Origin of the sequence: Radiobacillus sp. PE A8.2, from assembly GCF_045635475.1 — a bacterium.
Taxonomy (GTDB): domain Bacteria; phylum Bacillota; class Bacilli; order Bacillales; family Amphibacillaceae; genus JBJGXI01.
Window position 1 is genome coordinate 19594 of sequence record NZ_JBJGXI010000014.1, and the last position, 20314, is coordinate 39907.

Annotated in this window: 15 protein-coding genes and 1 pseudogene; 14 read left to right on the top strand and 2 right to left on the bottom strand. The window is 39.7% G+C overall.

Annotated elements, in window-relative coordinates:
* Positions 1-107: 107 nt before the first annotated feature.
* Together ACI6MV_RS09490 and ACI6MV_RS09495 are read right to left on the bottom strand one after the other, a co-directional pair.
* Positions 108-908: a DnaD domain-containing protein gene (locus ACI6MV_RS09490; protein WP_407270048.1), complete on the bottom strand. Its 801-nt coding sequence runs from the start codon at positions 906-908 to the stop codon at positions 108-110.
* The gene (locus ACI6MV_RS09495) at positions 895-1635 is read right to left on the bottom strand and encodes a competence protein ComK (protein WP_407270049.1); all 741 of its coding nucleotides are present in this window, start codon (positions 1633-1635) and stop codon (positions 895-897) included. The genes ACI6MV_RS09490 and ACI6MV_RS09495 overlap by 14 nt, the downstream gene beginning before the upstream one ends.
* 840 nt (positions 1636-2475) lie before the next feature.
* On the opposite strand from ACI6MV_RS09495, the pseudogene ACI6MV_RS24940 reads away from it, so the two are divergent.
* From ACI6MV_RS24940 to ACI6MV_RS09565, 14 genes and pseudogenes are all read left to right on the top strand, one after another.
* A pseudogene (locus ACI6MV_RS24940) lies at positions 2476-2842 on the top strand (ATP-binding protein); the annotation flags it as partial.
* Between the two features lie 499 nt (positions 2843-3341).
* On the top strand, positions 3342-4196 hold the full coding sequence (locus tag ACI6MV_RS09505; RefSeq protein WP_407270050.1) for an alpha/beta hydrolase-fold protein: 855 nt from the start codon (positions 3342-3344) through the stop codon (positions 4194-4196).
* A 35-nt stretch (positions 4197-4231) separates the two neighbouring features.
* Positions 4232-5737: an ABC transporter substrate-binding protein gene (locus tag ACI6MV_RS09510; protein WP_407270051.1), complete on the top strand. Its 1506-nt coding sequence runs from the start codon at positions 4232-4234 to the stop codon at positions 5735-5737.
* A gap of 79 nt (positions 5738-5816) precedes the next feature.
* Complete coding sequence (locus ACI6MV_RS09515; RefSeq protein ID WP_407270052.1) at positions 5817-6725, top strand: ABC transporter permease; 909 nt, start codon at positions 5817-5819, stop codon at positions 6723-6725.
* Between the two features lie 18 nt (positions 6726-6743).
* Complete coding sequence (locus ACI6MV_RS09520; RefSeq protein ID WP_407270053.1) at positions 6744-7622, top strand: carbohydrate ABC transporter permease; 879 nt, start codon at positions 6744-6746, stop codon at positions 7620-7622.
* Between the two features lie 66 nt (positions 7623-7688).
* Entirely contained in the window at positions 7689-9164 is a 1476-nt protein-coding gene (locus ACI6MV_RS09525) for a CE1 family esterase (RefSeq protein ID WP_407270054.1), read from the top strand.
* 68 nt (positions 9165-9232) lie between these two features.
* Positions 9233-10453, top strand: coding sequence for an MFS transporter (locus ACI6MV_RS09530; protein ID WP_407270055.1), 1221 nt, complete (start codon positions 9233-9235; stop codon positions 10451-10453).
* A gap of 55 nt (positions 10454-10508) precedes the next feature.
* On the top strand, positions 10509-11342 hold the full coding sequence (locus ACI6MV_RS09535; RefSeq protein ID WP_407270056.1) for an alpha/beta hydrolase: 834 nt from the start codon (positions 10509-10511) through the stop codon (positions 11340-11342).
* 61 nt (positions 11343-11403) lie between these two features.
* A complete protein-coding gene (locus ACI6MV_RS09540) occupies positions 11404-12852 on the top strand; it encodes a CE1 family esterase (protein ID WP_407270057.1) in 1449 nt (482 codons plus the stop codon).
* Positions 12853-12867: 15 nt separating this feature from the next.
* Positions 12868-13722 carry an alpha/beta hydrolase gene (locus ACI6MV_RS09545; protein WP_407270058.1) on the top strand — a complete coding sequence of 285 codons (855 nt, stop codon included), beginning with the start codon at positions 12868-12870 and terminating at the stop codon, positions 13720-13722.
* Between the two features lie 17 nt (positions 13723-13739).
* Positions 13740-15200, top strand: a complete 1461-nt coding sequence (gene gtfA, locus ACI6MV_RS09550) for a sucrose phosphorylase (RefSeq protein ID WP_407270059.1) — start codon at positions 13740-13742, stop codon at positions 15198-15200.
* 324 nt (positions 15201-15524) lie between these two features.
* On the top strand, positions 15525-16469 hold the full coding sequence (locus ACI6MV_RS09555; protein WP_407270060.1) for an alpha/beta hydrolase: 945 nt from the start codon (positions 15525-15527) through the stop codon (positions 16467-16469).
* Positions 16470-16757: 288 nt separating this feature from the next.
* Positions 16758-18488, top strand: a complete 1731-nt coding sequence (locus tag ACI6MV_RS09560) for a sensor histidine kinase (RefSeq protein ID WP_407270061.1) — start codon at positions 16758-16760, stop codon at positions 18486-18488.
* Between the two features lie 204 nt (positions 18489-18692).
* Complete coding sequence (locus tag ACI6MV_RS09565; RefSeq protein ID WP_407270062.1) at positions 18693-20258, top strand: response regulator transcription factor; 1566 nt, start codon at positions 18693-18695, stop codon at positions 20256-20258.
* Positions 20259-20314 lie beyond the last annotated feature (56 nt).

The following is a 20314-nucleotide window of genomic DNA, read 5'->3' on the forward strand; positions in this document are numbered from 1 at the left end:
ATTTATATCGGTTAATCTTAATAAGAGTTTAGGGTTAGGTTTCGGATTTATGCATTTACCAGTTTTAATTACTTCATGCTAACGCTGAAACGTGAATATTGAACGGGCTATTGCCCTGCAACAATCTCCCCACGCTCCTGATACTTATTCATAATCGCAGCAATATCTGGCAACATTTTCGTCAGCGCAGGGGTTTTCTGTTTTTCAACAGGTTCCTGTCGCTCTTTAAAAAAGTCAGGTATTATTTCTGTTCGGTTATGACGTTTATTTGCATGGCGCTTCTTTTTCCTAAAGGTATCCTCCTCCATACGTATTTGTTCCACACTAGTGATCCCTTGTAGGGTCCAGTTATTGAGCACCTTTTTTACATATCCCCAGGAGATTTTGTTATAATCCAACGCTCGTTTCATTGCTTCTAATACTAACGCCTCACCAACATCCGTGATCGATTTTTCTAACTCATTCCGCATGTAGGGCTGCAATTTACCAAAGTTTTGTTCGTAAAACGTGACTGCTTCTGTTGGGATTGTGTTATCTTCTTCTTTTATATTGTCTTGTTTAGCTGTGGCTTCCGCGCTTTGCTCTTTCGTCTGGGTTGTGAATTGCTCTGTAGGATGCTCGATCATGGATAAAAGGCTTACCATTTGATATTTGGCGGCTTGATTTCCACCTTGTGATTGAAAGCTGATATACCCTTTTTCCTGTAGCTGCTTTCTAGCACGCTTAAATGCGCTGTCTTTTAATCCGGATTTCATTTTGAGGACGGTGGCCGCGACGGTGAATTGCTTTTTCCAACCGGTCTTATTGCTAATGTGCATCAGTGTGTACCATAAAGTGATTGCTGATGAGGAAAGTGGGTTTGTTTCGATGTGGTTATAAAAGGCATTGATTTCTTTAATATAGTTCATGAGATTCTTCCTTTCGGGGAGTGAATGGTTGGTTAGATCGTGGCATCTGGTTGTTTAATCGTGGGGAGAATTGTAGCATACACATCGCGGTTCGTTGCATTTGTTTTTCCAGTTGGAAATACGATTCGTGCATCGATAATGCTTGTCCGGTCTGAAATGCAATGATTGATTTATAATCGGATTTTTTCAATGGATGGTTCGATTGGATTGCTTTCACGTGGGAGAAGAAAATCCAGGTGCAATCATAATGTTTGGCGGACTGCGTTGGAAATGCGTAGATGTTGTAGCTAATGCTGATCGGAATAGGTACCTTTTTACGGAAGTTGAGTTTATGGGTGACTGCTGCTCGCCTACCGTCATAAGAAGCACCATAGTCGATGCATGCACTTTTGATCAGTTGCAGCGGCGTTTTCTTCACGTACAGCGTCCTGTCGCGTTCATAGACGATCGTGTCATAGTCAATATGTCGAGCTGGGCATAGCGCCATGGTGGATATGGTAATCGCATAGTTAGTGTCGAAAGTTCCGTTAATATCTATGTCTAGTACTTGGTAGAGTTTGAAAAGCGTTTCAGACGAAGGGGCACCTTTGCGACCGAGCTCCATTTTGCCAAGATGTTTAGCATCCATGTCGATCAAGCCCGCAAGCTCCTCTAATGTCATCCCATGTTTTGTTCTATATGCTCGAATAGATTTGCCTAACTGCTTCGCAAAAAGTACGTCACTCACACCCATCGCCCTTCCTTTTACCAATTATCAAACGAGCGAAAGAGAAACACCACGTCCTATAGGACTCTTTATGGTAAAAAGTGGGTATTTTGAGGAAAATATTTTTAGTAGATTGATAGGGATGGGGGGAGGGGGATCTAGTTGGTGGTTGACATGGGTTGTTGGGTAGTTTTTGAGGAATCTGTCGAAAATGCTGTTATTGTTATATTGTTTTGTTTTTTAATTGTTTCGTTTATATAATGGGGCCGGGGTGTGGTTCGTGGTGTGGCTTGGAGTGTGGGTCGTGTTGTGGTCCATAGTGGACTGCAGGCCTCAGTTTGATCATCTCCTAGAATGGTTAGGTTTTTGGAACCTAGAGCGATTTTTTGAGTTTAGGATGTGAGAATACAGAGTAGAAGAGCTATTAAGCAGAGTTTGGTAGCTCACACTGTCATAGGTGGCAGCTAGATTATCTCCATATGTATGATGCATAGAAAAGATACACAAAATTGCAATAGGATTTACCTGATGACAAGCTATGGTGGTTTTAGTTTGTTGCAGGTGCGTTTTAATTATCATAGAGATTGCCAAGAAACACCACGGTGCTAGCGCCATATTTTTACATAGAAAAAGCAAAGAAATATTCTTTGCTGGGATGTCACAGTATTGTTTCAGTTCAAATAATGGGACCGTGATCCAGTTTGAAGTGTTGTCTTATAGTGAAAGGCAGGCTGACCTTTGTCAAAATACGACGAAGTCTTGGCGAACTATTAGATAAAATAACAAAAAGTTGGGGGTGGAGGAAGACTAATAGATATCGAGGAAAGTTGCTGGGGTTTTCATAAGTTGTATTTGAAAATCGTTTTTCTAGAACATTCTCGTCGCAAGGGAAATAAGCTTCAACGTTTATTATAAATAAGTAACTTTTTCAGACTCTGATGCCTGTATCGAGGATATAGAATATTACGAGGACAGAAAGATAGATGAAGAGTTGATTTTATTGCTTGCCAGTGGTACCTATATCCATGGCGGTCGCAATATCATATTTAAGTAGCCGACTGGTTCCGATAAATCATATCTAGCAAGTGCATTTGGATTATCAGCATGTCACCAGCTCTATAAAGTGAAATACATTCGCCTACCAGAACTATTGGATGAATATTCACACACGAAATTAGCTGCAGACGGAACTTATCGGAAATGGATAAAGAAATATAAAAAAGTTGACTAACTCATACTTGATAAATGGCTACTTGAAGTATCTTCAAAACAACTCTGATTAACAACAACATAAAAGCAAAACCCTACAGTTTATAATACAAGTACACTGTAGGGTTTTATTATGGTTGATAAACTTAGGGGCATTTTGTTTTCCTTAAATGAGATTTCAAATCTACCTCCTCAGACAATAAGAATAGCATAATACTACTTATCACAGTAAGTGGTTCTTTTAAACGTGTGAGTGTGAATTACGCTTTTCCAATTATTAACAAGAATCTATGTCTGAAAATCAAAAATTAAATAACGGTTTTTCAAAAGCATAGGTAAGCGTTTTCATATATTGTTAATATATAAGAAAGCAGAAATTCGATTTGAGTGGACAAACAAAGGTGGTGATAGATGGCGGTATAATTTAGATCGCATTATTAGGATGATTGAACAAGTATCCTAATATGCAATTTTATGAAGGGAGTAAGAATAGTGGAATCTTTTTAGATCCATTGATAATGACTATGGGAATATTACGCTTTAATTTTCGTTCAGAAATTTTAGGAATGAGTACGAATATTACAATTTGCTATCCTACAGGATCTTTAACAACCGGGCTAGGTTTTCGGCATCCAGGGTTCAGTGATGATTGGAAACAACCTTATGAGTTGGGAATGAAATTTCAAACTGTTTACTTACTTCATGGTGGAGGTGAGGATGATACTGTCCCATACCGCTATACTCGATTGGAGCAATATGCGGAAGAAAATATGGTCATGCTGGTTTCTCCTTCTGTAAACGACAGCTTTTATATGAACACAAAATATGGAATTAAATATTTCGATTATTTAACACAAGAGCTACCTCAAGTGGTGAAATCATTGTTTGCTTCAGCACCTAGACGTGAGAATACATTTATAGTTGGAATGGCCATGGGTGGGAGTGGGGCACTAGGATTAGGTCTTATGAAGCCTGATTTATACGAGGCTGTTGTGGATTTATCTGGTGGAATCGGTGTAACGCTTGATCGCGAGGAATATATCCGCAGTTTGCATTGGCATTTTCCTCGTGTTCGACACACTTTGTTGGGAGAGAGTGATTTTGTCGGATCGGAACACGATTTGAGATGGTTTGCGGAAAAGAATATGTCGGATGGGGTTGACGTACCTAAGATTTTTATCGGTGTAGGTGAAAAGGATTTTATTCGCGATAGAGTTCGCGAAGACTATGAAATTCTGAAGAAATTGGGTTACAACTTAGTTTATGAGGAAGCTCGAAATATGAAACATGATTTTGATATGTGGGATGTTTACTTGAAAAAAGCGCTAAGTAAATGGCTTCCTCTTAAGAGGAAGCCAATCTATGAAACATAGCACATGTAAAGTTAATAAATAAGGGGGATTTGAATATGTTTCGAAAAGTATTGTCACTTTCGATCGCTGTAGTTTTGTTAGCTATTATACTTATGGGTTGTACAGAAAGTTCTGAAAACGAAGGGACATCACCTAGTTCAGATAACACTTCTGAAGAAGTGTATACAGTGAACTTCGCCTATCATGCACCAAAAGAAGGGAACCAAAAAGAAGTAAATGAGTTAATTAATGAGTTAACGATGAAAGAATTGAATATGAAAGTAAATCTGATCCCATTGACTTGGGATACGTATAACTCAAAATTACCTATGATGCTTGCATCTGGTGAACCTATTGACATTACGTTTGCATTTGCATTTAGCATGCCGAGCTTTATCGACGGCGGTTATATCGTAGATGCTTCTGAGTACGAAGAATATACAAAAGATATTTATGACGTATTCAACGAGGAGATTCAGACCGGATATATCGGTGATGCATTAGTGGGATTCCCTATGAAGAACGTTAGAGCTACTCCATCTGGAATATTTGTAAGAAAAGATATTTTCGATGCACTTGGCTATAAAGAATCCGATTTTAGCGACGTCACGACAGATGATTACTCTAGCTTTGACAAGATTACAGAAATGTTTTCAAGGGTTAAAGATGAATATCCTGAAATAACTCCTTTCGATGGATTCCGGACTTTTGGTTTAAATACGTTCACATATGTCGATAGTTTAGGCAACAATTATGGTGTTCTTGAGGACTACGGACAGACGACAACTATTACGAACTGGTACGAGTCGGATCAATTCAAGCAATTTGCTATGTTAAATAGAAAATGGTTTACAGAAGGTTACTCGTCAAAGGATATTGCAGTCGATAAAGAGTTGGGCCAAGCAAAAGTGAAGGCTGGAAATACCTTTGCAATTTTCGCTTCATATGGTTCTAATATTATTGCCGAATTAAAAGCGCAAACGGGTTACGATATGGTGCATATTCCGGTATCCAAAAAAATGAAATCAACAACAGCTGTGAATGGTGCGCTAAATGTTGTATTAACTACATCAAAAGATAAAGCAAAAGCGTTTGAGTTCTTAAATTGGGCTTATACGAGTGCTGACTTTAACAATCTTCTCAATTGGGGGGTTCCAGGCAAGGATTGGATCGTGAATGAGAATGGCATGGCTGATTATCCAGAGGGAGAAACAGCTTCATCAGTAAACTATCACTCGGATTACGGCTTTATATATCCAAACCAGTATTTGATGACCCCTTGGGAGGGCAGTCCGGAGAATATCTGGGAAAAATACGAAGAGTTTGGTGAAGACGCACTGGTTTCGAAAGCTTTTGGCTTTAACTTTGACCCAGCTCCGGTTGCAGAAGAGTTAGCTAGATTAGGGAATGTACTTGCAAAATATGAAATTCCAATAAGCTTCGGGGCTGTTGATCCAGAAGAGAACCTTAAAAAGCTAAATGATGAAATGTATGATGCCGGATTGCAGAAAGTCATTGATGAAAAACAAAGGCAGCTAGACGCTTGGTTAGCTGAACAATAATAGCGTAATTATTCAATTTCGGAGATTACTTTTGCGTAAGTGGAGGTAATCTTCGAATCAACAGAGGTGAATTGCCAAAATGATGAAGAAATTCGTTAAAATGAGAGAGTTTATTCCACTTTATCTCATGATGATACCTTGTGCTAGTTATCTTATTATTAATAACTATATTCCAATGTTTGGGATCATAGCCGCTTTTAAAAAGTTTCAAGTGACAGAGGGAATATTCGGTAGTCCATGGATAGGTTGGGAAAATTTTGAATACCTTCTTGGTTCCGGAGACTTAGCTATCATTGTCCGGAACACCCTACTGTATAATGCTGCTTTCATTATAGTTAATATGGTTGTCGGTCTCTTGTTGGCCATTTTTATTTCCGAAGTTAAAAACAAACGCATGAAGCAACTATATCAGAGTTCTATACTATTGCCATTCACTATTTCGATGGTTGTAATTAGCTATATTGTTTTTGCCTTTCTAAGTCAAGAAAACGGAATGCTCAACAACACAATCTTACGAAGCAATCCTGTTCAATGGTATAGCGATCCAACTTGGTGGCCCCTGATTCTGATCCTTGTTGAATGTTGGAAAAACGTAGGGTACGGTGCATTGATTTTTATTGCGGGAATAGTCACCATCGATCGATCTTTATATGAAGCGGCGGCCATTGATGGTGCGGGGAAATGGAAACAAATATGTCACATTACACTGCCATCGTTGGTCCCTTCTATTATTATTTTGTTTCTATTAAGTGTCAGTAGAATTGCATATTCGGATTTCGGACTCTTTTATTTAATTCCTCAGAACTCCGGTACTCTGTTTAATGTTACGTCTACAATTGATACGTATGTTTACGGTGCATTGATGTCTCCTGGCGGGATCGGTCGATCAGCTGCGACAGGATTAATTCAGGCAGTTGTAGGCTTTGTACTGATTATATTTGTCAATGGCTTTATTCGCAAAGTGAGTGCGAAAAATGCGATTTTCTAGAAAGATAGGTGGTCAACGATGAAAGAAAAAAAAGCGTATCAGGTTATAGTCAACATCGCTCTCTTATATGTGACTTTAATTATGATTCTTCCATTGGTTTTATTGTTTATTAATTCTATAACCGACGAAAACACACTTATAGCTAACGGATATTCCTTCTTTCCATCAAAGCTAAGTCTTGACGCATATGAATATATAGCTACTAATTTCTCAACCATTGGTCGTGCTTATGGTATTTCAATCATTGCAACAGCCACAGGGACGTTCGTTGGTCTTCTAATTACTAGTATGATGGCTTTTTCATTATCCATTAGGAAATTGCCGGGAACTCGAATCATTAGCTTCTTTGTATTTTTCACCATGCTATTTAACGGCGGACTAATGCCAACCTACGTTGTATGGACTAGCTTAGGAATTGTAGACACGATTTGGGCTTATATATTGCCATTCTGGTTATCAAATGCATTTAACATTATCTTGGTTCGATCTTATTTTGCCACGAGCATTCCAGAGGAATTATACGAATCTGCCAAAATGGATGGCGCAGGGTATTTCAGAATATTCTTCACGATGGCAATTCCTCTTGGAAAACCAATATTGGTCACGGTGGGGCTTTTCTCACTCCTTCTTTATTGGAATGATTGGCAGAACGGACTGTATTTTATCACAGATCCTCAAATGCTAAGTATACAAGCATTGCTTAACAAGATGAATCAAAATCTGCAAGCAGTACTACAAAATGCAACTTATTCGAGTTCAGGTGATATTCAGAATCTTCCTGCAGTTTCTATTCGGATGGCAATTGCCTTTGTGGCCATGCTACCTATCCTGGTCATGTATCCATTTCTGCAGAAGCATTTTACCAGTGGAGTTATGGGAGGAGCCGTGAAGGGGTAACGGTAAATTGAATTTATAATATATTATCGTTAATAAAAAGAACAAACAACAGGGGGAGTGGTATTAGTGAATGAGAAAATATTCATTAAACCAGGGACGCCGAACGATGGAAACAGGGAATATCTACCTGAAGCAATCCAAGGCTCAAATATGGTTGTAAATGAGAATGGAAATAACTCGCAGGTATATCCAACAAGGTTAACAGAACACAGTGACTCGTTGGCTGACGGAATTCCAGATACTTGGTATGAATACGTTCCTAGTTCTTATGACGGAGCCTGTAAAGTGCCTTTAGTCATATCGTTGCATGGAGGATTGATGACTGGTTGGGGACAGTCCATTTATTCCTCATGGACGATTGTATCAGAACGAGATGGGTTCATTGTTGTATTCCCGAACGCGCATGAAAGACGAATATGGGTTCTTGAATGCGAAAAAAAAACGATGGAAATTTTAGGTGAACCTAACCCGGGTGGTTTTTACATGCATACTCCCCCAAAGCAACCGGAAGATAATCACGACTTAAAATTCTTGCTCATGTTAATCGAGAGAATGAAGCAAAAATATAACATAGATGAATCCAGAATCTTTATGCATGGTATGTCTATGGGAGAGATTATGTCTAGCCAGTTCGCGAGGTATTATGGAAGAATACTTGCCGGCCAAGCTGGATCTGCGGGTGTAACATGGCCAGAGGTTCTTTTCGATGAACAAGGAGAAGTTATTAACAGGGCAGGTTCAATACCCATCTGGCAATCTCGTGTTGAGCATGAAAGTATACCCCTCCATGAAGATGAGACAGATGAATTCGTAAAAAGAAATCGTGAATATTGGAAAAAGATCAACTTAATCGACCAATTTCCAGAAATTAAAATTGTAGGTGAGGACAATTTTGCGTTTTATCAAGGTGATCATGCAGATTATGTATTCCGTGACATTAAAAATAGAGATCATGGACAAACCTTTGATGATGCCGAGCTTATATGGGATTATTTGTTCTCAGGATTACAGCGAGGGAAGAACGGCGAGGTTGTGAATAACGAGCCATTATGTCAGAGAATAGGGGATGCGTATGCCATCGCTTTAGCTACGGGCAGCGCCAAGGCATATGTTAACAATCGGATAGTTATGATGAGCGGACCTTCAATAATGCATCAAAAACTGAAGTATCACGGCCTTAATGGTGAAGCAATTGTAAGAGGCGAATACTTTTTGGTTCCGATCTCGTTTGTCGCAACTGTTTTCGAAGCGATATATATTTCAGAAGAGGGGGGACGTTTTGGAGAATTGATTTTGAAAGACGGTAGGACGCTTCAATTCGCTCAGGGTAGTATCGGTTGTGTCGTGAATAATCGGGTACATTCCATGTTTTGTGAAGCAGTGTACAAAGATGGAGAACTTTATGTGCCTATTGAATGGATTTGTAAGAAGGTTTTTGATAACCACACATCTAACTGCGAAGACGTGCTTTATATTACTGATCATTATGCAGAACTCTCTTTGAATATGGCTCTTATCATCCGTGACGAAATACTAAAATGAACTTGAGATATAAAAGGTAGAGAAAAGGGTGTACTAATAGGATTTGTGCACCAACTTGGGAGGACCAGATGAGTGAAGCGAGCAAAGCAGTTGCAGAAGGTGTGCAAACTGTTTGGAACAAGGAATTTATTAAAGTCTTTGTAATGAACATCTTTTTGATGATGGGACTATTCATGATGAATGCGCTTGTCCCCACGTATGTAGAACATTTAGGAGCAACTGCAGCAATCGTAGGTTTAGTAACCAGCATGTTTGCAGTTACTGCTCTTGCTGTTCGTCCAATCGTGGGGCCGTCAACTAGCTACTTTAAAAACAACCGATTACTAGCAGTAGCTGTCGCCATAACAATCATGGCATATATTTGTTACGGGTTAGCAGATAGTATCACGATGGTCATTGTAGGGAGGTTGTTACATGGAGTGGGCATGGGTTTTTTTGCACCTATCAGCATTGCTCTGGCAAGTAATGCATTGCCCAACAGAAAAATTGCCTCTGGAATTGGTTATTTTTCGTTAGGGCAGGCCATTGCAACCGCCATTGGTCCTGCTGTTGGCCTAGAGATGGTACATCGCTTTGGGTATCAGGGTACCTTTTTCATAGGAGCTCTAATCATGGGAATTGTGCTTGCACTTTCGCTGAGGTTGAAATCCGATACTCCTAATAGAAAAGGGGACTTCAAAATAAGGATTACAGACATTGTAGCTAGAGAAGTATATGTTCTCGCGGTACTAATGTTTTTATTGGCATTCGCTTATTCGTGCATTAACTCTTTTATTCTGATCTATGGAGGGGCGGCAGGTATTAGGGAAATAGGTCTATTCTTTACGTCTTATGCGCTATGTTTGTTTATTTCCAGGCCGTTCAGCGGGAAACTAGCAGATAAATATGGAGTGGATAAATTACTCATTCCGGGGATCATCATTTTTGCATTGTCTTTTATAATAATTAGTCTTTCTCGTACACTCCCTATGTTTTTATTAGCAGGAGCTGTTTCAGCCTTCGGATACGGAATATGTCAACCCATCATTCAAACACTATGTATACAACTAGTCTCTAAAGATCGCCGTGGCGTGGCGGGAAATACAACCTTTATCGGTGTTGATACTGGATATTTGATTGCTCCTTCCGTAGCAGGTATGATTGTAACTTTTGTGCAAAACAACGGCGGAACTGTGGTGTCGGGATATGCAATTATGTTTCAGGTGATGACGATTCCAATTATCCTTGCGTTAATTATCTTCTTATGGAAGCGAAGATTTATCCTTATGAAAATCAAGGAAATGGAATGACAGTAGTGTCATTGTTATCAATTAGATTTTTTCAAACCCTAGGAGGTAAGTGTGTATGTCTATAGCCACTCTGAATTTTGAAAGTCAATATCTAAATTCAAATCACGAAATCAGCATTATTTTGCCTAATAAACCACGTGGAATTAACTCCAAGGACTTTTATGAAAACCAAAAAAAATATAAGGTACTATGGCTCTTGCATGGTACTTATGGTGACCACACGGATTGGGTTCGCAGGACGAATATTGAATTATACGCTTGCGAAAAAGATCTTATTGTCGTCATGCCAAGTGGTCTCAACAGCAACTACTCCAATTGGGAGAATAGCATGCTCGGATTCAATATGTACGACTATTTGACAGAAGAACTCATGCCCTTAGTTTACAACTGGTTTCCAGCTTCGGACAAACGCGAAGACAACTTTATTGCGGGACTATCAATGGGTGGGAGAGGCACCATGAAATTTGCAGTGAACTTTCCAGAAAAATTCGCAGCCGCAGCCGTTTGTTCTGCTGCACCTGTAAATATTCAAAATCTGACAGAAGAGGATTTGCGAAAGGACGACTTTTTTTCTCGTCGTATGTACGGAATGGTACAAAATGCTGGCGGACTAGATAAATTTAAAAACTCCTCTGAAAATGTTTGGGATATTCTCGACTCTCATGCTGGGAGCGGCAGACTGCCTAGACTCCTATTTGCTTGCGGCACCGATGATAAGATGATTTACGATAATTTATTGGTATTTAAACAACATGCCGAACAAATAGGTCTTAAAGCGGAATTCTGGAAACTTGATGGATACGGTCATGAATGGAGATTTTGGGATTTAGCGATTCAATATGCTCTCGAATTCTTCGGCTTGGAAAATACAGGAGCAAGTCCATACTAATAAATAAAGGAAGGATAGTGGATATATGGAAGGCAAAAGAAGAATAAAGATCATCCCCGGAATGCCGAATGATGATAATCGGGATTATCTTCCGGAGGCAATTAAGGGTTCCGATATGGTTGTGAACGAGAATGGTAATAATTCGCATGTTTATCCTGAGAGATTGACTGAATTCACCGACGTTGTGGTTGACGGTGTAGAGGATACTTGGTACGAATATGTTCCTGCCTCATATGACGGATCTGAGAAAGTGCCTTTGGTCTTATCGATGCATGGGGGGTTAATGACCGGCTGGGGGCAAGCAATATATACGTCTTGGACGCATGTCGCTGATCGTGAAGGATTTATAGTCCTCTTCCCAAGTGCAGGTCAAAGACGTTTTTGGCTCATTGAATGCGAGGAGGAAAAACTAGAGGAGGCAACTAGGCCACGAGAAGATGGAGTATTTTTAAATAAACCGCCGGAAAACCAGGATGAAAATCACGATATGAATATGGTTCTGGGACTAATCGAACGTGCAAAACATAAATATTGTATAGACGATGGAAGAGTATTCATCCAAGGTATGTCCATGGGTAACTTGATGACGAGTCAAATGGCGCGGTACCACGGCAATGTGTTTGCCGGGAAGGCGGGGTCCGGTGGTCCATCGAGTCCAGGGATTCTATTCGATAATAATGATAAGGTTATCAATCGTGCAGGTCCGATTGCGGTATGGCAGTCTAGACTTGAACACGACCAGGTTCCTCCACATTTCCAAGGTGACACAGACTATGTTGTCCAGCGGAATCGCGAGTATTGGAAGAGAATCAATCAATGTCGAAATTTGCCGGAAATCAAAATTGTTGGTGAGGACAACTTCGCGTTTTACAAAGGTGAGCATGCGGACTTTGTGTTCCGTGACGTGAAAAATAGAGACCATGGACAAACCTTCGATGACGCGGAACTTGTATGGGATTATTTGTTTTCAGGCATACGGAGAGGGGAGAATAACGAAATTGTGAACTCCAAACCCTTGTGTGAAAGAAAAGGTGATGCTTATGCCATCGCTCTTGCAGCAGGCAGCGAAAAAGCGTATGTCAACAATCGTTTGGTTAAGATGAACGGACCTTCGATCAAACATCAAAAGCTGAAGTATCATGGTCTCAACGGAGGTAGTATTGTAAGAGGCGAGTATTTCTTGGTGCCGATCACATTTATCGCTACTATCTTCAAGGCGACATACATTCCGTTACAGGATGGACATTCAGCTGAATTGATATTAAAGGACGGCAGAACATTACAATTTGCAAGAGGAAGTATCGGTTGTGTCTTGGAAAATAGCATCCATTCCATGTTTTGCGAAGCAGTTTTAAAAGACCAGGAGTTATATGTACCAATCGAATGGATTTGCAGTAGGGTATTCAATAACCATGTTTCTTCCTGTGGAGATGTGCTTTATATTACAGATCACTATGCTGAGCTTTCTTTGAATATGGCTCACCTCATAAGTGACGAAATATTGACCTAATAAGGAGTGAAAGTTATGGCAGTCATAAAGATGAACTTTTTGTCTCAAGCCTTAAAGATGCAGACAAATATTACAGTTATTTTACCGACCTTCAGTTTTGAAGACAGCTTACAAGGTTTCGATGCCACCTATGTGCATAGGATGAAATATCAAGTTATGTATTTACTACATGGCGGCACTGGAGATGACAGCGACTTTGTCAATTTCACCAACATTGTTCGGTATGCAGATAAGCACAAATTGGCTGTGATTATGCCTTCCGCTAATAATTCAAGTTATACAGATTACGATGGCACGGATTTTTATACTTATATATCGGAAGAATTGCCAAAGATGTGCGAAACGATGTTCCCAATCTCTACCTTAAGAGAGGATACATTTATTGCGGGGTTATCGATGGGCTCGCACGGCGCGATGAAGATCGCAATGAATCATCCTGAAAGGTATGCGGCTGTTCTCTTGATGTCCGGCGCATCCTATCGCCCTGGAGTTCCAAGTGTGGTTAAAACGGTAAATGGAAAATACCACTTTGACGTTGAGATGCCAATTCCTATGAAGAGCGGGCTCCAGGATAAATTAAACAATCCTGAATTTATTAAGGGTTCTGTCAATGACGTATATGCTATCTCGAAAAGAAACGTAGAGGAAGGTAAGAGACTCCCTAGCATATTTTTCCGGGTAGGGGACTGCGATCATGCCCTTTATAGAGCTACTCTGGCGGAGAAGGACTTGCGAGAGTGGGGTTATGAAACGAAAATGGAAATCGTTCCTGGTATGGGGCATGAATGGGACTTGTGGGATGATTCCATACGTATTGCCATGAGGGACTGGCTCCCACTAAGACACCAGGTTATTTACTCGGAAAATTAGGAGATGGAGGAAACATAATGAAGAAAATTTCAAATCAGATCATGTTAATAACTTATGCGGATAGCATGGGCAATAACCTGAAAGACCTCTACGAAGTATTAGGTAAATATTTTAAAGGGGTTATTGGTGGGGTTCATATTCTGCCTTTCTTTCCTTCTTCAGGTGACCGAGGATTTGCAGTCATCAACTACGATGGGGTAGATCATGCATTCGGAAACTGGATGGACATCAGGAAGCTTTCTGAAAAATATTATCTAATGGCGGATTTCATGATTAATCATGTCTCCATAAGAAGCGAAGAGTTTAAAGATTATATGAAAAGAGGTGATGCTTCTCCTTACAAAGAGATGTTTATTCATTGGGAAGAATTCTGGACAAACGGTGAACCCACAGAAGAAGAATTAGAAGCCCTTTATCGTCGAAAGCTTCAAGGTCCTTATAAAGAATTTATACGAGAAGATGGTAAGGTCGTCAAGCTTTGGAATACATTCTTCGAGGAGCAGGTTGATATTGATCCGTGGGCATTGGCTACACAAGATTATTATCAACGGAACTTGGAACGCATCTCTGAATTTGTTCCTTTGATCAGGTTCGATGCTTTCGCTTATGCATCAAAGAAGCCGGGGACAAGTTGCTTCTTCGTCGAGCCAGAAGTTTGGGATGTACTCGATATAGGTATGAAGCCGCTCAGAGACCGAGGTACAGAAATGCTTCCAGAAATCCATGAGAATTACCGCATTCAATTAAAAATGGCAGAACGTGGGCACTGGGTATATGATTTTGCGTTGCCAATGCTAATGCTACATGGCTTGATGACTGGGCGTACAGATAGGTTAATCCATTGGTTGAAGATATGTCCGCGTAAGCAGTTCACGACATTAGATACCCATGATGGTATAGGGGTTGTCGATGTTGCTGGACTGCTGGAGGATGACGAGATAGATCTCGTTAGAAATAAGGTAAATATGAAAACAGCAGAGCTTCAAGAATATACGAAGCTTCCTGCCGGTATAGTAAAAATGTCTGGAGCCAAAGCAAGACAATACCAGCTCATGTGCACCTATTACTCCGCTCTCGACGAAGACGATGCGTCATACCTTCTTGCGCGAGTTGTGCAGTTATACTCACCCGGCATTCCTCAAGTTTACTATGTTGGGTTGCTAGCTGGAGAAAATGATGTCGAGTCTCTTAAACGGATTGGCGAGCCTAGGAGTGTTAACCGCCACAATTACGACGAAGAAGAAATTGTTGAACGCATGGAGCTTCCAATGCTAAAGAGGTTATATGAAATCATGCGCTTTCGAAATAATTATCCGGCTTTCGATGGCGAGATCTTAATCAATGAAAAAGTGAAGAACGGAACATTGGAAATCACATGGAGTAATCATGATCGCTGGACAAGGCTTCGTGCAGATTTCCAAAGCAAGGAATTTCACATCACCTATGTGAATGAAGATGGAGCGGAAGTCTCTTTATAGGTATCCTTTTAAAAGTGTACGGAAATAACTCCTGCAGAAAATTGATATTAAGGGGAATTTCTGGTTTATGAAAGTTTTGAAATTTAAACAAGTTTGGCAGTGAAGACTATTTAGGGAAGAGAGAAAGATGAAGAATAATTTTGATTAAGTGAACTTTTAGCTAAATGTAGAGTAATTGGTTGATTCTCAAGTGTTCACCGAGCTAACATTCAAAGAATTTAGCATGAAAGCACGGATAATTCGTGAAGAAATCCTTAATTAGATAAGGAAACTTATGAACCAAAACCTTACAAATACATGAACAAAGTGAAAGGATGAGAAAAGTTGAAAAGTAAAAACAAAATAAATCCGGAACTTGAGAGAATAATGGAAGGTTTCCCTATTATCGACCTTCACAATCGCACAATTCCAGAGGATTTCGTCCTTCCGAAACTTGAGAAGTCGCCACTCGTTAAGACATCAACGAGAATGATTCAAGGCCCGGAAACTGATCTTCTGATGAAAATATATGAACCTGTTAACAAGACAGAATCATATCTGCCTGCTTTCATGTGGATGCATGGCGGGGGTTATATCATGGGACATCCGGACTTGGATGATAATTTGTGTGAACAATTTGTACTGAACGCCAATTGCATCGTTTGTTCCATTGATTACAGACTCGCCCCGGATCATACTTATCCGGCTGCTATTGAAGATTGTTACTCGGGGTTGAAGTGGATGGTTAAATATGCAGATGAATTACAAATCGATTCGTCTAGAATCGCAATTGGAGGGGCTAGCGCAGGAGGCGGACTCACCGCAGCTCTTGCTCTACTTGCCCGTGATAGAGGAGGACCAGAGATTATTTTACAAATGCCGTTGTATCCGATGATTGATGATCGCAACATTACACCTTCTAGTCATGAAATCAATAAAGATAATTTCCCTAATGTATGGAATAGGGAAATGAACCAGCAGGCATGGGGAATGTATCTTGGTACTGCACCAAGCAATGCACACATTTCTTATGCTGCAGCGGCAAGGGCAAGAGATTTGACGGGTCTTCCCCCAGCATATACCTGTGTAGGTGCACTTGATCCTTTTAGAGATGAAACGATTGAATATGTTGCGCGTTTGGCTCAGGCTGATGTCCCTGTTGAATTTCATTTGTATCCTGGATGTTATCATGGTTTTGATTCCATTTATAACGATGCTGAGATAAGTAGACGGGCAAGGAAAGAATACATCGACGCATTAGCTCGTGGGCTGAATCCGAAAAAATACTAATAGCCGTCACTTAAGTAGAATGTGAAAGTGAAAGTGAAAGGTTAATAGAAGGAACGGGATGTCGACTCTCTTAATTATGAATCTGAATGTATAGGTAAAATGTAAAACCACTAGTATGAGTAAGCGTTTTCATATATAATGTATAAAAGTTCAGCTTAAATGAATAAACAAGGCTACGGGCTAAATCGATGGGAAGAGTAATAAATTGACGCTCTCAATTTATTACTCCTTCCTCAAGTTGGAATTTAAGAATCAGATGTTTCTCTTAGGTGAGAGGATGATCGGTACATGAAAACAAACAAAACTATTATCAATTCAATCCGTTTCAAACTCATTGCCGGAATAATTATTGTAATGCTTCCCATCGTTATGTACCTTATATACAACAATGTTTATTCTATTAAAGTAGTCAGAAATCAAGTTGCAGATTCAATAGGTAGTACAGTAAATTTATATATAGATATTGTGGATCAGAATTTAGATTCATTGGATACGTATTTAATGCGGCTTATTATCGAGGAGAATGGTTTTCTGCCATTGGAAAAAGCAGCTTCCAAGGATCCTGATACTTACCAATTGGAAAGGTTCCGTATCTTTCAAAAAATGTACGAAGATATGGTTTATTATGAAAAGCTTGAATTCACCTTTGTCTATAATATTGATAACAAAGAGATGATTTTTGTTCCTAACGAGCAAAAGCCGAGAGTGGATATGTCAAATTGGCAAGAGGTTAAAGTTCCATTAAATGAGTTCCTTCAATCCCGGTCATTGGAGGTGGAGTTCGGGTATATGTGGTTTGACATCAAATTTGAAGATGACTATTATGTCATGCGCATTATGAGGTCGGGTAGTCAATATATAGGAATGGGAGTTAAGATCGATGACCTTCTTGGGCCGGAGCACTTATTGAGCCTTGGTGAAAACGGGCGAGTGGCATTCACTAACGAAAATAATGAGCCACTCCATGATGACATCTTATTTAAGGAGCATGACGTTAACTTAGCATACCAAAATAATGATTACAGGCTGACTGGGGGAAATGAAGGATATCTCATCGTCGGAAATTCCTCTTCCAAAGGTCGATTCAACTTGGTAGCGCTGGTGCCGGATAAAGTGATTTTAGAACAACTGCCCTATCTGTTGAGAATTACGTATGTAATTGCAATTGCTTCTTTACTGAGCATAGCTGTTGCACTATTTGCTCTGAGAAGAGTTGTACTGCTACCGATCCATCGGATGCTTATAGCGATGCGCAAGGTTAAAGAAGGTAATTTAGATGCTCGAATATCACCTTATCGGACTTCTAACGAATTCGGGACTATGAATGAGACGTTCAATGGCATGGTTTCGGAAATTCAACAATTAAAGATCGACATTTACGAGGAACAACTGATGAATCAGAAAGCAGAGTTAAGGCAGCTTCAACTACAAATTAATCCGCATTTTTTCCTGAATACACTTAATATTATTTATTATTTGGCAATGGACAAAAAATCACCTCTAATACAAGAGCTATCCATATCATTGATTCAATATTTTCGATTTATGTTTCGAAGTGATATGGACTTCGTCTCTTTGCAGGAAGAGATCAAGCATACAGTCAACTATTTGCATATTCAGGCTTTTCGTTTTCCAGATAATTTATCTTATAAAGTTGATGTGCCGGAGGAGTTGTTTTCAGTTTCTTTGCCGCCCCTTTTGATTCAAACATTTGTTGAGAACTCAATAAAGTACGCAATTAATACAGATGGACAAACTTATATTCACATTTCAGTTGAGCAACTGTCTAAAGGTGATATGTTTATACAAGTTATGGATAATGGTCCGGGGTTTCCAGAAGAATTGCTACGGAGTTTAAAGAAAAACATGAATCCTATGTCCGACCAAGGAGAACAAATCGGTTTATGGAACGTGAAACGTAGGCTGGAACTTCTGTACAAGGGTAGGGCAACGATTAATTTCAGCAATAGAGACGGCGCGCTGGTTGAAATTATTCTACCAATGAAACTAGGAGATTAGTCTTCTCCTTATATATAGTCACTAAAATTATTTAGAGAGTAATATCGGAATGGTGATAGTTAACATTTGATTTTTTAGAAAGCAATTTAACAATAGTTTTCAAGTAATAACTTACGTTTTATTGAAGGGTTAGAATGAATGAAGGTTGTCCGTGGTCGTGTTCATCTCTTTATCAAAAGTATTTGCTTTAAAGGAGGGATATGAATGTTTAGGTTATTGATCGTGGATGATGAAGCTATTATCGCAAACGGTATTAAGTCTAGTGTTGATTGGAAGAGTATAGGCTTCTCTGAGGTAGAAACAGCTTATAATATTCGTCAAGCGAAGGATGCATTTGCCTTAGAGTCATTTGACGTGATGATCAGCGATATTGAGATGCCACAGGGGACTGGCTTCGACTTATTCGCTTGGACTCGTGAGAAGTATCCAAAAACTGAGTGTATATTTCTTACTTGCCATGCAGAATTTGAATTCGCGAAAAAGGCGGTTCAACTAGGCAGTCTTGATTATCTTTTAAAGCCAGTTCCGGCAGAGGAACTAGCAGGGGCAGTTACAATGGCTCTTAATAAGATTTGGAGGGAACGTGGAATTGCCGCTAGATTGCTAGAACAATTTTGGTTAGAGGTATTACGTCAGGATATACCAGCACGAATTGATTTCATACTGAAACAAGCGACAAGGCACCACCTTTCATATACAGAAACAACGTTATTTCTTCCTGTTCTTATTCATATCGATTTTTTTAATAAAGAGCTTAGCGCTAAAGATGAAAGCCCTATACTTTATGCTTTGAGGAATGCACTGGATGAGCTTGTAATGAGTCATTTCTACGACGCGCATTCGGTTCATTTGAGTCGTAGCGATTTTGTCCTTATTATTCCTTCAGAATGCTATTCGAATCAATTAGTGGATGAACTTCACGTGAAAATGAATAATTACTGCAATACTTATATTCAAGCGTGTGAAAAGAATTTTTATTGCCATCTTTCATGCTATATAGGAAAAATGATCCCCATAGATCGCTTGGCTGAAATGTGTGAGACTCTTGTTGAAACGCAGAGGAATCAAGTGAATGCGGCAGGTAGAATATTTCTTTTTGACGAGGAGCCTCATGTGGTTTGTGACGTTAAGGTCCCCAATATGCAAGTTTGGTCTGAGATGCTTAGAAACCTTGAGAAGAGGCGGCTGCTTGATGAGGTGCGTGTTAATTTGGAGAGTTGGAAAAACGCAGAAAATTTAAGTGTGAAACAGCTTCAATTGTTTTATCAAAGCTTTCTACAATCGGTGCTTCATACATTACAACAATCGGGTCTGAGAGCAGAGGAAATATTGCACGAGCTCCTTGCACCAGAACTAGCAGTGACCGCAACCCATTCGGTACGAGATTTGCAAATTTGGGTAACAGAGGTCATTGAAATTGCTGTTTCAAGTATGAAGGCTTTGTCTTCAAATGAGACGATTGTTGAGAAGATCCAGCGATATATTGAATTGCACTTGGATGATCAACTCTCTAGACAGTATATTGCGGACTATGTTTGTTTAAGTCCTGATTATGTTGTTAAACTTTTTAAAAAAGAAACAGGTTTGTCGATCTCGGATTATATCTTGAAGGAGCGATTATCTCGTGCGAAGGAACTATTGATCAAATCAAAGATGTCCATCAGCGATGTGGCATTGTCTGTAGGCTATACGAATTTCTCATATTTCTCGACCATGTTCCGCAAAGAAACATCAATGACACCTCAGGACTTTCGTAAACAACATGCCTAAGTAAGTTAAGTGCCATACAATTCACTTCAACAGGTGGTAAAGAACTGTTCAAACCA

Bases quoted from the DNA above. Each gene is read 5' to 3' on its own strand.
- ACI6MV_RS09545 (WP_407270058.1), top strand. From the start codon at position 12,868: ATGGCAGTCATAAAGATGAACTTTTTGTCTCAAGCCTTAAAGATGCAG.
- ACI6MV_RS09515 (WP_407270052.1), top strand. From the start codon at position 5,817: ATGATGAAGAAATTCGTTAAAATGAGAGAGTTTATTCCACTTTATCTC.
- ACI6MV_RS09535 (WP_407270056.1), top strand. From the start codon at position 10,509: ATGTCTATAGCCACTCTGAATTTTGAAAGTCAATATCTAAATTCAAAT.
- ACI6MV_RS09520 (WP_407270053.1), top strand. From the start codon at position 6,744: ATGAAAGAAAAAAAAGCGTATCAGGTTATAGTCAACATCGCTCTCTTA.
- ACI6MV_RS09540 (WP_407270057.1), top strand. From the start codon at position 11,404: ATGCCGAATGATGATAATCGGGATTATCTTCCGGAGGCAATTAAGGGT.
- ACI6MV_RS09505 (WP_407270050.1), top strand. From the start codon at position 3,342: ATGACTATGGGAATATTACGCTTTAATTTTCGTTCAGAAATTTTAGGA.
- ACI6MV_RS09560 (WP_407270061.1), top strand. From the start codon at position 16,758: ATGAAAACAAACAAAACTATTATCAATTCAATCCGTTTCAAACTCATT.
- ACI6MV_RS09565 (WP_407270062.1), top strand. From the start codon at position 18,693: ATGTTTAGGTTATTGATCGTGGATGATGAAGCTATTATCGCAAACGGT.
- ACI6MV_RS09530 (WP_407270055.1), top strand. From the start codon at position 9,233: ATGAGTGAAGCGAGCAAAGCAGTTGCAGAAGGTGTGCAAACTGTTTGG.
- ACI6MV_RS09510 (WP_407270051.1), top strand. From the start codon at position 4,232: ATGTTTCGAAAAGTATTGTCACTTTCGATCGCTGTAGTTTTGTTAGCT.
- gtfA (WP_407270059.1), top strand. From the start codon at position 13,740: ATGAAGAAAATTTCAAATCAGATCATGTTAATAACTTATGCGGATAGC.
- ACI6MV_RS09490 (WP_407270048.1), bottom strand. From the start codon at position 908: ATGAACTATATTAAAGAAATCAATGCCTTTTATAACCACATCGAAACA.